The 12,977-nt window shown below is 51.8% G+C and carries 12 protein-coding genes; 1 reads left to right on the top strand and 11 read right to left on the bottom strand.

The window, feature by feature from the left end:
• Window positions 1-48: 48 nt before the first annotated feature.
• The 6 genes from PsAD37_RS18215 to rpsB all read right to left on the bottom strand — a co-directional run bounded on the left by PsAD37_RS18215 (window position 49) and on the right by rpsB (window position 5,068).
• Entirely contained in the window at window positions 49-939 is an 891-nt protein-coding gene (locus tag PsAD37_RS18215; protein WP_063297372.1) for a phosphatidate cytidylyltransferase, read from the bottom strand.
• Window positions 939-1,712 carry an isoprenyl transferase gene (locus tag PsAD37_RS18220; RefSeq protein ID WP_057465532.1) on the bottom strand — a complete coding sequence of 258 codons (774 nt, stop codon included), beginning with the start codon at window positions 1,710-1,712 and terminating at the stop codon, window positions 939-941. Before PsAD37_RS18220 ends, PsAD37_RS18215 begins: the two co-directional genes overlap by 1 nt.
• Before the next feature lie 23 nt (window positions 1,713-1,735).
• A complete protein-coding gene (frr, locus tag PsAD37_RS18225; protein WP_057465533.1) occupies window positions 1,736-2,293 on the bottom strand; it encodes a ribosome recycling factor in 558 nt (185 codons plus the stop codon).
• A gap of 98 nt (window positions 2,294-2,391) precedes the next feature.
• A complete protein-coding gene (gene pyrH, locus PsAD37_RS18230; protein ID WP_057465535.1) occupies window positions 2,392-3,111 on the bottom strand; it encodes a UMP kinase in 720 nt (239 codons plus the stop codon).
• A 65-nt stretch (window positions 3,112-3,176) separates the two neighbouring features.
• Window positions 3,177-4,100, bottom strand: a complete 924-nt coding sequence (gene tsf / locus PsAD37_RS18235; RefSeq protein ID WP_063289013.1) for a translation elongation factor Ts — start codon at window positions 4,098-4,100, stop codon at window positions 3,177-3,179.
• Window positions 4,101-4,270: 170 nt separating this feature from the next.
• On the bottom strand, window positions 4,271-5,068 hold the full coding sequence (rpsB, locus tag PsAD37_RS18240) for a 30S ribosomal protein S2 (protein WP_057465538.1): 798 nt from the start codon (window positions 5,066-5,068) through the stop codon (window positions 4,271-4,273).
• A gap of 357 nt (window positions 5,069-5,425) precedes the next feature.
• Between rpsB and PsAD37_RS18245 the strand changes: the two genes are divergently transcribed.
• A complete protein-coding gene (locus PsAD37_RS18245) occupies window positions 5,426-6,112 on the top strand; it encodes a hypothetical protein (protein WP_063297373.1) in 687 nt (228 codons plus the stop codon).
• A 105-nt stretch (window positions 6,113-6,217) separates the two neighbouring features.
• On the opposite strand, the gene dnaE is transcribed toward PsAD37_RS18245, so the two are convergent.
• The 5 genes from dnaE to PsAD37_RS18275 all read right to left on the bottom strand — a co-directional run bounded on the left by dnaE (window position 6,218) and on the right by PsAD37_RS18275 (window position 12,834).
• Complete coding sequence (dnaE, locus tag PsAD37_RS18250) at window positions 6,218-9,652, bottom strand: DNA polymerase III subunit alpha (protein ID WP_063297374.1); 3,435 nt, start codon at window positions 9,650-9,652, stop codon at window positions 6,218-6,220.
• Window positions 9,653-10,157: 505 nt separating this feature from the next.
• Window positions 10,158-11,156, bottom strand: coding sequence for a contractile injection system protein, VgrG/Pvc8 family (locus PsAD37_RS18255; RefSeq protein ID WP_057465540.1), 999 nt, complete (start codon window positions 11,154-11,156; stop codon window positions 10,158-10,160).
• A 1-nt stretch (window position 11,157) separates the two neighbouring features.
• Window positions 11,158-11,394 (bottom strand): hypothetical protein, encoded by a 237-nt coding sequence (locus PsAD37_RS18260; RefSeq protein ID WP_057465541.1) that lies wholly within the window; start codon window positions 11,392-11,394, stop codon window positions 11,158-11,160.
• On the bottom strand, window positions 11,382-11,792 hold the full coding sequence (locus PsAD37_RS18265) for a phage tail protein (RefSeq protein WP_057465543.1): 411 nt from the start codon (window positions 11,790-11,792) through the stop codon (window positions 11,382-11,384). Before PsAD37_RS18265 ends, PsAD37_RS18260 begins: the two co-directional genes overlap by 13 nt.
• Before the next feature lie 199 nt (window positions 11,793-11,991).
• On the bottom strand, window positions 11,992-12,834 hold the full coding sequence (locus PsAD37_RS18275; RefSeq protein WP_063297375.1) for a hypothetical protein: 843 nt from the start codon (window positions 12,832-12,834) through the stop codon (window positions 11,992-11,994).
• Window positions 12,835-12,977: the final 143 nt, after the last annotated feature.

A 12,977-nucleotide genomic window follows, 5' to 3' on the forward strand; every position in this document is an offset into this window, starting at 1 on the left:
CCCTTGCAAATCAACAGAACCGTGGGCGAAGCACAAAAATCAGCAGTATCAGGATGCAAACAGCATCAACCCTGCATTTGGATCGAACAGCTGACCGCCAAATACTACACCAACCACATAGGCAAACACAGCGGCAGCGACAAGGCCATCAACGCGATCAAGCAACCCACCATGCCCGGGAATAAGGCGACTGGAGTCTTTCACCTTAAAGCGGCGCTTCATGGAGCTTTCAAACAGGTCTCCAAGCTGAGAGACTGCAGAAAGAACAACAGCAAGCCCAAAAGCCCAGACCAGCTGAGAACCACCAGCAACAGCAACAAAACCCATTCCTAAAAGCGAAGAAAAGACCACGCCACCAATAGCACCGCTCCAGGTTTTGTTTGGAGAAACAGCAGGCCAAAGCTTAGGTCCGCCAAAGCTGCGGCCACACACATAGGCCGCAATATCGGTACCCCAGACCACAAGGAAGAGATAGATGATGAAGAAAAGCCCTTCATCCCCTTCCCGCAGCGCAAGCAATGAGACAAAGGTCAGGCCAGCGTAAACGTAGCCCTCACTCACCCAGCGCGCCGTCCGGTCAAAGCCACCAGCACCGTAAAGTACCGCAGCACCAGCAATCAACGCTCCGGCAATCCAGAGCGGCTGCGCCTGAAAGTAACTAAAGCCAATGAAGAGAAGAAACAGATAGCCCAGCAGCACAACAGGTCGCTGAGCGTTTTGCAAAATGATCTTATACCATTCCCAGTAAACAATCAGCATGCCAACAAGCACGAGGCCAGCAAACCAGAAACCACCTGCCCATGTCAGCGCCAGCGCGACAGGAGCAAGAATAACTGCAGAAAGAGCGCGTACCAGCAAATCAGGATTTGCATTTAGCACGCGCCGGATAATTCCTCCGGAAGCGCCTTCAGAATTGTTCTGATTGTTTTTGTCAGGCATTACGTCCCAGTCGCGTCAGAGCTCAAACCCCCATACCGCCGGTCACGGTTAGAGAACGCCAGCAAAGCATCATCAAAAGCATCTGAGTTAAACTCAGGCCAGGGCGTCGGAGCAAAATAAAATTCGGCATAAGCAGCCTGCCACAACAGGAAGTTGGAAAGTCTCTGCTCTCCCCCTGTACGGACTATGAGGTCTGGATCCGGAATATCACGGGTATCCAGACAAGTGCTGACATCATCCTCCCCAATGTCAGCAGCTCTCAACTCACCAGCTTCCACGCGCTGCGCCAGTTGCCGTGCAGCTCGGACGAACTCGTCCCGCGCTCCGTAGTTAAAAGCAATAACCAGCACCAGCCCGGTACAATGAGCAGTCTCTCGTTCCGCATCATTAAGCAGGGTCAGCATGGATTTATCGAGATTTTCTTTGGACCCGATGACACGAACTCTCACATTAGTCTTGGTGAGTTCCTTAATGTCATCGCGTACAAACCGGCGCAGCAAGGCCAACAGGAACGAGACTTCCTGTTGCGGGCGCGCCCAGTTCTCGGAAGAAAAGCTAAAAAGCGTCAGGTAGGAGATCCCGCGCTTTTGTGCGTGTTTAACGGCTTCGCGCAGTGTTTTCACACCGCGCCGATGCCCTTCAGTGCGCGGAAGGCCCCGGCGAGTTGCCCAACGGCCATTACCATCCATAATGATGGCGACGTGACGAGGCACACTCAAAAGTCCGATTTCGGAATTTGTATCAACTGCCTCAAATTCAACGCTCGCCGCCATATAGCCCCCGCTTGCAAACAGGATTAAACCTGCTTGATTTCCTGTTCTTTTTTGGCAAGTACAGAATCAACTTCACCAATAATGTCGTCAGTCATCTTCTGAACCCTGTCAGAAGCTGACCGCGCATCGTCTTCCCCCATCTCACCAGCTTTTTCGAGCTTTTTGATGGTTTCCATGCCATCGCGGCGAACATGACGTGCAGCGATCTTCGCTTGCTCGGCAAATTTATGCGCAACTTTGACAAGCTCTTGACGACGCTCTTCATTAAGCTCAGGAATTGGCAAACGCAGCACCATGCCATCCACAACCGGGTTCAGACCAAGGCTGGATTCACGGATAGCTTTTTCAGTGGCCTGCATCATAGAACGATCCCAGACCTGAACAGAAATCATGCGCGGCTCTGGAACACTGACTGTCGCGACCTGGTTGATCGGCATTGGAGCGCCATAAGCCTCCACAGTGATTGTGTCCAGCATACTTGCAGAAGCACGACCAGTACGAAGACCAGCAAATTCATGCTTCAAAGCTGTGATCGCACCATTCATGCGGCGGTCAAGATCGTCATAGTCCAGCTCTGACATAATTTCCTCTTTCACCTATCATTTTAACGGACCGGCATTCCAAAACTAAAAACCGGCCCGGGTCAAAATCCGACAGTTAAGACACCAGTTGATGCCTGTTAGTCTTCAATGACCGTAAACAGCCCCTGCCCGCGCAGCACATTAACAAGCGCGCTGGAGGTCTTGATGGAAAAGACAACTACAGGAATAGAGTTGTCCCGGGCAAGTGCAATCGCGGTCGCATCCATGACTTTAAGGTTCTTTTCAAGAACTTCCCCCGGTGTAAGCGTGTCAAAACGCTTTGCATCAGGCTTAAGCTTAGGATCAGCGTCATAAACGCCATCAACACTGGTACCCTTGAGGAACACATCACACTGCATCTCTGCCGCACGCAGTGCCGCACCAGAATCAGTGGTAAAGAACGGATTGCCCGTACCACCGGCAAACAGAATAACGTCCCCGTCTTCCATGTAACGCTCTGCGCCGCGCTGAGTAAAGCTCTCACAAATCGACGGCACAGGAACAGCGGAAAGCACACGCGCCTGAATACCGCGCTGACGAAGCGCATCGGCAAGCGTGAGCGAATTCATAATGGTTGCCAGCATACCCATATGGTCGCCAGTAACACGGTTTGCGCCTTTGGCTGCCAGAGCCACACCGCGGAAGATGTTACCGCCACCAACAACAATGCCGAACTGGGCACCTAGATTTACAGCCTCTGAAATTTCCGCTGCTACCCGTTCAACCACCTTTGGATCGATACCAAAGTCCTGGTCGCCCATCAGCGCTTCCCCTGAAAGTTTCAGAAGAACTCGTTTCCAGCGAACACCCTCAGACATAGTAAACCTCTTTTCATGCATCCAGATACAAAGAGGGCGTCGACTGAGTCGACGCCCTCAATAAATTAGTTACCAGCAGCAGCAGCAACTTCAGCCGCGAAGTCTGATTCTTCTTTTTCAATACCTTCACCAAGGGCGATGCGAACAAAGCCGGTGAGTTTGATTGGAGAACCGATTTCTTTAGCTGTTTCTTCAACGGCCTTCTCTACAGTCAGATCAGGGTTGATAACGAAAGACTGCTTAACCAGTGTAACTTCTTCATAGAACTTACGCAGGCGACCTTCAACCATCTTCTCGATGATGCTTTCAGGCTTACCAGACTCACGAGCCTGTTCCATGTAAACAGTGCGCTCACGCTCAACAGCGTCCGCGTCCAGCTCGTCAGTGTTCAGTGCCATTGGGTTGGTCGCTGCAACGTGCATTGCAATCTGTTTACCCAAAGCTGCCAGCTTGTCTGCATCACCTGCAGATTCGAGAGCAACCAGAACACCGATTTTGCCAAGGCCGTCACCAGCAGCGTTGTGCATGTAAGAAGCAACAACACCTTCGGAAACAGACAGACCAGCAGAACGACGAAGGGTCATGTTTTCACCGATGGTGCCAACAGCTTCCTTCAGTTCGCCTTCAACGCTCTTGTCAGAACCTGGGTAAGGTGCTGCAGCAAGCTTCTCAACGTCACCATCAACAGTAAGCGCGGTTGCAGCGATATCGCGAACCAGCTTCTGGAAGTTTTCGTTACGAGCAACGAAGTCTGTTTCGGAGTTAACCTCAACAACAACAGCTTTGTTGCCATCTGCAGCAACTGCAACAAGACCTTCAGCCGCAACACGACCAGCCTTCTTAGCAGCCTTTGCAAGGCCTTTGGTACGCAGCCAGTCAACAGCTGCTTCCATATCACCGCCTGTTTCTTTCAGGGCAGCTTTACAATCCATCATGCCAGCACCGCTTGTTTCGCGGAGCTCTTTTACCATAGCAGCGGTAATGCTCATCGTACGCCTCATGGACGGGAGTGTGTCATAAAAAAATCAGAGGAAGCCGACTTCCCTGCGGATTCATCCGATTTATCGCATAGCGACCGTGACCCTTCGCAGTAAAACAGACGAAAAATCACATAAAAACTGGAGGGGAAGCGCATAAATGCGCTTCCCGAGAGAAAACCTTAGCCTTCGCTCTTGTCAGCTTCAGCTGCAGGAGCAGCTTCTTCAGCAAGAACAGGCTCTTCAAGGAGTTCTTCAGATTCGCCGAGATCGATACCCATAGAACCGGATGCGCGTGCGATGCCGTCAATAGCAGCGCGTGCGATCAGGTCTGTGTAAAGAGTAATTGCACGACCAGCATCATCGTTACCCGGTACAGGGTAAGTAATGCCATCCGGATCACAGTTGGAATCCAGGATCGCAGCAACCGGAATGCCCAGACGACGAGCTTCCTGAATTGCGTTAGCTTCGCGGTTGGTGTCGATAACAAAGATCAGGTCGGGAATACCGCCCATGTCTTTAATACCACCAAGGTTGCGCTCAAGCTTCTGACGCTCACGGTCAAGGAACAGACGCTCTTTTTTGGTCATGCGGTTCGCATCACCACCGTCGAGCAGCTCTTCAACTTTACGCAGACGCTGGATGGACTGAGAGATCGTCTTCCAGTTGGTCAGCATGCCGCCGAGCCAACGAGCGTTTACGTAGTACTGAGCAGAGTTGCGAGCAGCTTCTGCAACAGCTTCCTGAGCCTGGCGCTTGGTACCAACCAAAAGCACGCGACCACCAGCAGCAACAGTGTCAGACACAGCTTTAAGAGCCTGGTGCAGAAGCGGAACTGTCTGACCAAGATCGAGAATGTGAATGTTGTTGCGAACACCGAAGATGTAGTTGTTCATCTTTGGGTTCCAGCGGTGCTTCTGGTGACCAAAGTGGACGCCTGCTTCAAGAAGCTGACGCATAGTAAAATCAGGCAAAGCCATGCCTTTATTCTCCTTAGTTTTCCGGTTTAATCCTCCGCAGGGCAGCACAACCGTGCAACTCTCTAACCGGATGGAGCTCGCCACAAGGACAAACCCCGCCCTGCGTGCGGGATGGGGCGCTTATAGAACCCCTTTTCAAGAAGATCAAGCACTCAAGGATTAAGATCAACACATAGGCCCGAATTAGTAAATCAGATGCTCTCCAGCCCTGCTTACACAACTCTAAATTTTATCATCTCTACCACAGCAACCAGACACCAAACCAAACTGTGGGTATGCGCATTACATATTAGTAATTCCGAAAAGTTATAGTTAACAAAACATCAACAAAATGACTCAATTCGGACACATTTTAAAATGGCACCAAACAAACTGATAGTAGCAGCACTTGTGGCTTTGACATTGAGTGGCTGCGCCAAAACCGTCAAGCTCTCGGACATTGATGCAAAGACGATCTCCAAATCCTCAGTAAAGCCCATCAAAAACCGACATGTGAGAGAAGGCCACATCAACACCCATGGCATCCAGCATGGTCTGCTGGGTATTGTTGTGACCACAGCCATGAATGCAGCCTCTGGCGCCTATGGCGAGATGGCCTCCATTCCCGCAGCGAAGCACGATCCACAAACCGCCATGCGCGACCGGTTGACCAAATATCTGCAGAGCACCCACAAGTTCCGCTTTAAGGGCACGATCAAGGGCCCATATAGCAAACCGACCATCAGCGAGGAGAAACGCGCAAAAGCTCTCACAAAGCTCGCCAGAGAAACCGGTTACTATGGTTATTACTTGGATGTATCGACAGTCACCTATCAGTCAGAAATGCAGGGCGCAGGCTGGTTCGCAAATCTCGCTTATCGCTACCGCGGACGCGCACTCCTGGTTTCCGCCAAGGATGGCAAAATCCTCGCTGCCTCAACCTGCAACGTTACTGATCATGCCGATTTAACTGATCTGGCTGAGAAAGGACAAAAGAGCGTAGACCGCTTCGCCAGAAACCTTGGTTACTCCTGCGCTGAACAGGCCATACAAAAAATCTTTTAGTATCGGAGCAGCTGGCACGAACACCAATAAACACAACATGCTCTAAAATTGAAAACCCCGCCGAACATCTTCAGCGGGGTTCTTTTTTGCATATACCGAAGCATCCTAGGACATCTGAACGTCCATCACACCCGGCAGTGTCTTCAACGCGCCAGAGAGTTGTGGTGAGAGCTGGTAGTTACCAGGAAGCTTGACCTCGACTTCACGCTGACCATTATCCAGCAGCACAACGCAGCTCACTTCACCATCACCGCCGCGGCGCAGTTGGCGCTGCAGGCTCTGGATCGGTTCACTGGATCCGAGGAAAATCCGCAGGGTTCGATGCACCCTGCCCGCCACTTTCTCCAGCGGCTCTACCTGTGAAATGCGAACACTGACTTCCTCATCACGCATATCCGCCTGCACCAGCAGCACGACAGATTGCCCCGGCTCCAACAGATCACGGCATTGGTTCAGTGTCTCAGAGAACATCACCGCTTCATACTGCCCGGTCGGATCAGAAATACGAACGATGCCCATCTGGTTGCCAGTACGGGTCTTACGCTCCTGCTTTGCCGTCACAGTTCCTGCAAGGCGCCCCGCAGAAGACCCAGCTTTCACAGAGCGTTCAAAATCTTTCCAAAGCTGCACGCGCAACTTGGTAAACAGCTCGCGATACTCATCAAGCGGATGGGCGGAAATATAAAAGCCTACCGCTGCATATTCTTTTTGCAGCCGTTCGGATGGAAGCCACGGATCCGTCGGGTTGAGGATCAAAGACTCAGGCGCATTGTCTCCGCCAAAGAAGTCGTTTTGACCGGACGTCTTGTTCTGTTCTGTTCGCTGCGCCATGCCGATGATGCGATCCAAACCATCAAGCAACTGCGCACGGTTCGAATTAAGTTCATCAAAGGCACCAGCGGCAATGAGGTTCTCGATTGTGCGTTTATTGAGAACCTTTGGACTTATGCGCGTCGCAAAGTCACCCAGATCCTTAAACGGCTCATCTCCGCGCACCTCGACAATATGCTCAACCGCCTGCTCGCCCACACCTTTGATCGCGCCCATGGCGTAAACAATCTTGCCATCCAGCACATCAAAATGAACACCGGACTTATTGACGGAAGGCGGCACCACCTCGATGCCCATACGCACCGCTTCCTGACGGAAGTCACTCAGCTTATCTGTATTGCCCAGATCAAGCGTCATGATACCAGCAAGGAACTCAACTGGATAGTTCGCTTTCAGCCATGCGGTTTGATAGGCTACAAGCGCATAAGCAGCCGCGTGGGATTTGTTAAAGCCGTAGTTCGCGAACTTGGCCACCAGATCGTAGATCATCCCGGCCTGGTTTTTATCCACCTTCTGCGCAACTGCCCCCTCAACAAAGCGGGCACGCTGGATCTCCATCTCAGCGGCAATCTTCTTACCCATCGCACGGCGCAGCAAATCCGCTTCACCAAGAGAGTAACCAGACAGCACCTGAGCGATCTGCATCACCTGTTCCTGATAAACGATAATGCCGTTTGTCTCAGTCAGGATTGGTTCTAGCAACGGGTGGAGATAATCAGGCTCCTGCTCACCATGCTTCACAGCATTGTAGATCGGGATATTGTCCATCGGGCCCGGGCGATAGAGCGCCACCAGAGCAATGATATCCTCGAACCGGTCAGGCCGCATACCAGCAATGGCGCGGCGCATGCCCTGACTTTCCAGCTGGAACACGCCAACCGTCTCGCCAGCAGCCAGAAGCTTATAGGTCGCGGGGTCATCAATCGGTATTTCATCGATCTTAACTTCAATACCACGCTTCTTGATGTGCGAAACCGCAGTATCAATCACTGTCAGCGTTTTCAGACCCAAAAAGTCAAACTTGACCAGACCGGCTGCTTCAACCCATTTCATGTTGAACTGAGCCACAGGCATGTCTGAGCGAGGATCTCGGTAAAGCGGTACCAGCTGCTCCAGCGGACGGTCCCCAATCACCACACCCGCCGCGTGGGTAGACGCGTGACGATAAAGGCCTTCCAGCTTCTGCGCCATCTTCAAAAGGCGGTCGACAACCTCCTCCTGCTTAGCAGCTTCACGCAGCCGTGGTTCCTGCTCCAGCGCCTCTGGCAGTGTGCACGGATTGGCCGGGTTGCCGGGAACCAGTTTACTTAGGCGGTCCACCTGACCATATGGCATCTGCAGCACACGGCCCACATCACGCAGCACAGCCTTGGCCTGCAGCGTTCCGTAAGTGATGATCTGCGCCACCTGCTCGCGGCCATACTTGCGCTGCACATACCGGATTACTTCTTCACGGCGGTTCTGGCAAAAGTCGATATCAAAATCCGGCATGGACACACGGTCCGGATTCAGGAAGCGTTCGAACAGCAACGAGAACCGCATCGGATCAAGGTCAGTAATGGTCAGCGACCACGCAACCAGCGACCCCGCACCGGAACCACGCCCCGGTCCCACAGGAATATCTTCGTTCTTCGCCCACTTAATAAAGTCTGCAACGATCAGGAAGTACCCAGGGAACTTCATGCGGATAATGATGCCAAGCTCATAATCCAGACGGTCCCAGTAATCTTTCTCTTCAAGATCCGGCGCCAGACCATGCAAATCAAGACGCGCTTGCAAGCCTTCCTTCGCCTGCCGCGTTAGCTCTTCCGCCTCGGCACGCTCTGCTTCTCCAGCATCAGCATCCGCACCTGCAAAGCGCGGCAGAATAGGATCTCGCTTCAGCGGGCGATAATGACAACGCCGCGCAATCGTCACAGAGTTATCAAGCGCCTCCGGAAGATCGGAGAACAGCTCCATCATCTGCTCACGGGTTTTGAAACAATGATCCGGTGTCAGCTGGCGGCGATCGGTCTCGACAAGAACACGGCCTTCGGAAATCGCGATCAGCGCATCATGCGCTTCATAATCATCCGGATTGGGGAAATAAGCCTCGTTGGTCGCAACGATTGGAATATTCAGCTCATAGGCAAGGTTCAGGAGCGCAGGCTCAACATCTTCCTCACCTTTCATGTTGTGGCGCTGTAATTCCACATAAAGACGATCGCCAAATGTGGCTTGCAAAAGTGCCAGACGAGACTTGGCAAGATCAACATGGCCTTCTCGCAGCTGCGAGTTAATCGGGCCATCACTGGCACCAGTCAGCGCAATCAGACCACTGGACTTGTCCAACACACGTGAAAGAGGAACATTGGCTTTGAACCCCGGCTCTGTATCAAGAAAGGCTCTTGATACAAGGTCCATGAGGTTTTCATAACCTGTCTCATTCACGGCGAGAAAAACCAGATCACTGACAGCTTCATCTCCCACCGCGTCAGGCTGATCGCCAAAGGTCACCGATATCTGACAACCAATGACAGGCTGAATACCCGCGCCAAAAGCTTTTTCAGAAAACTCGAGCGCACCAAACAAGTTCCCGCTGTCAGTAATGGCCAGTGCCGGCTGCTCATCCTTGGAAGCCAGATCAAGCAGCTTTCCAATTGGGAGAGCTCCTTCCAGCAAAGAATAAGCCGAGTGAACACGGAGATGGACGAAACCTGGAGATGACATCTGGAGCCTTTTGGTTCGCAAGGTGTGTGCGACAGTAGCACCTCATTTGGAGGACCCAAAAGCAAAATGCAATTGTCTGGCAAATCGCACCACCGGTTATCCCGAGTTTCCCAACCTCTCTTCCTCAGTATTTTCTAAGGAAGCATCCGGGTCAGCGCATCACCCCACATCAGGCAGCTGCTTGCAAAAAGAACGATAGAACCGAATGCTGCTGCTTCACGAAGTACAAATGACATAACAAACACCCTTAATTTGAACCCTATTTGTATCTGTTATGTTCTATTAATGTTCTTATTGTTTCAACCCTTAATTTGGCTGGGTCTAACTCATAGTTAATGAGTGGTATACGCATTACCTCTCCGACATCACTGAAGCGGGACACTTCGATTTGGAGTATGGGACACTTGAATTTAGAACACTTCAGTTTTAGGGGTCTTTTTGCCCTTTAAGGGCATGAAGCGCGATTTTCCGTTCTCTTCACACCTCATGCTTCACCTTCGAAGAACTAGCTTCGAACCCTCTCCAGATCTAGCTTCGAAGTGTATCCGACGCCCTTTCGAACGCTGTGTGTTACTCTTCGAATGCTCCACGCGCCTGCTAACTCTGGTTGTACAGGTGGCAAGAGAATCGCTCCTTCAGCTCGTGCGCTGGCATCCCCGACAATTGTCACCCTGGCCGTCTGCGCTCCAGCAATCCCATCCTTCAAAGCGGCATCCGCCGCTTTTTGTGCTTCTGCCTTGCTTGCAAAGGTTTTGCAGAGCGTGTGAACAGGCTCTTCGCTTCCAGCTTCAGCATAAAGGCGCGTGGCTTGGTCCTGGTCGTGATAGGCAGCTTTTACGGTTTTGTATTCGGTCCGCTGTGCACCGCTCCATTCATAGCTGATGATTTGGGTGGCAAGCGGCTGTAGAGGTGGGATTTGAGCACCAGAAGCTTTCTTTGTAGTTCCTTTTTCAACGAACATGAGCTTGTCATGAGCGACCTTAAAGATGGCTCCCAGTTCTTTTGCCCACTCAGTCAGAAAGTGCATATCACTGACATTGGTCTGATCTTTGTGAGGGACTGAGATAGAGGCAAGGCTTTTGCTCACAACAGGCTCTAATGAATGACGGCCAGCAATCACTTCAACAACCTTCTTGAGTGTTGTGCTGTCGTAACTTTGCGTGCGCTTTTCCTTCAGTGATCCACCCATGTCAGCAGCGGTTCCGCAAAGCGTCATCAAATGCCCGCCTTGCTTGCTTCCGAAGGTTTGGGGAGCGTCGCTGTAATAGATCCCCATAGGCATCAACAAGCCGGCTGCATTGGGCAAGCTGACAATGATCTGTGCTCCTTTGGGTGGCAAGGCAATCTGATGATCCCGAACCAGCTTCAGCGTCACCTTGTCGGACTTGCCGCCCGCCTCATCATCAACCTGAATATCGATCAGAGTTGATGCGCTTTTGTCGCTTAGCAGGTTTTGCAAAAAGCCCGTGACATCCTTGCCATTGATGGAGACAAACAGGTTCATTTCAATCCCATAGGTTTATGTCTGGTGTAATGATCTGGGGTCGCTCTTGTGCGGGTAAATCCGGCATATAGACCTGTATGCGGCTATCCAGAGTGAGAGGCGCATCAGGAGCGCAAAGGTGCTTGTTTTGCTCTTGTTGCATCACCAGATCCAGCAGCTCATCACTCTGCCTGCCATAATGATCCATAATCATGCTCTCAACCGTATCCCCACGGATCGCCCGCTTTAAAACGGCCATAGTGAACTTGCTCCTGAATAGCGGCTTAAGTTGATGGAAAACTCCATGGCCGTGCCTGAGCCCGCTTTCACAAACTCGGTTTCTTTCTTGAAGATCTCCTCCACACACCAGCGCCCAAGCACCCGGCCAGAACTTAAAATAAGAGTCATGGGCTGGCCTGATCCGGCGCGTGCTGCAATGGCTTCCATTTTCCATGAGCCTGCTGGCTGGATCTCCGGCCAGATCCCGCCTTTGATAATAAGGGTCTGATCTCCTGGCCCCGTCCACTGCTTCACAGGAGCTCCGCCAATAGGGTCAGGCTTTGCCCATATGAACTTCCAGCGTCGTTCCAATTCTTCAAAGGAACCAACATCAGGCGCGAAAACAAACATTCCAAGGGCTGCAAGTGGTCTACTCATACTTCATCTCCTCACTTGGTACACCAACGGAGATAGAGTGAGATTTTTCCTGCATTCCAACGTTCACCCTTTCGGTTTGCCAGTGCCTTCCGTTTTGAGCGAAAGCATTTCATTGTGGCTCCACGCCACTTGCAGAGCGTCCAAAACTTCCCGTCCTGAGTTTCCCTGATTGCATAGCTTCTATCCATCATCAGTATCCTCAATCAGACAAAAGGTTTTGTGCATCCGTCATGGCGCGACCCAGAGCATTTGCAACAGCTTCCTCAATAACGTTTCCAATATCCGGATCTGTAGTTGTGATATTGCCGAACTGAATTGAGATCTCAAACTTCGGCCCTGTAGTTGCAGCAGGTGCCATAGCCGCTGGCATGCCTGGCAGGATTGGCGCAGCAGCAGCCACTGAAGGCATAGGTGCAGCAATCGCTCCGGCCACAGCTCCAATGCGAGCTGCCTTGCGAATACGGTCAGACATCCGCACCATGCGCTTCAGGTTATCGTTGTGAGCGATATAGCCACCTTCATTGGCATATTTCAGTTCCGGGCCTCGCTCACCAACCAAAAGCGGACCTGAGCGATAAGAGCCGCCAGAGGCACGGGCTTGCACGTTTTGTCCTGATCCTTTGTCTCCGCCGCTTTCGCCGCGCATCCATTCCGGAATCATGCCAACAAGCCTGGATTTAATGTCGTCTACCATCTGCCCGACCTTGGAACTCATACCGTCCCAAAGGGTTTTGATCGCATTTTGACCGATCTCAAACAGGTCAATTCCCGTGAACTTCTCCACGATCGTATTGATCGCGGTTGGGACGCCCATGCCCATGACTTTGAGCCAGTTGATCTCTTTGACAAACTTACGCCAGTCAAAGTTGGTCAGCTCATCCGGCCACTTCACGGCACCAAACAACATGCCCCAGTCAACTTTGGGTATCCATCCATCCCAGGAGAATGCCCCAAAGACTTCGGACCATTCAATGCTGGGCAGATATTTGTCCCAGCCAAGCGGCTTGATCAGAAGATGCCACGCCAGATCCCCGGCCAACATCGCCCAGCCAATTCCTGGAATGTCAATGAGCGTTCAAAATTGATCCGGCATCATCATTTAAAATTGACCCACCTTGGTTGGCACAAATCCAGCAGGCGAACAGCTCTCATCTAGCAGGTTCGTCTGCTGGCTTTGTGCCAACC

The sequence above is a fragment of the Pseudovibrio sp. Ad37 genome (assembly GCF_001623075.1).
Taxonomy (GTDB): Bacteria; Pseudomonadota; Alphaproteobacteria; order Rhizobiales; family Stappiaceae; genus Pseudovibrio.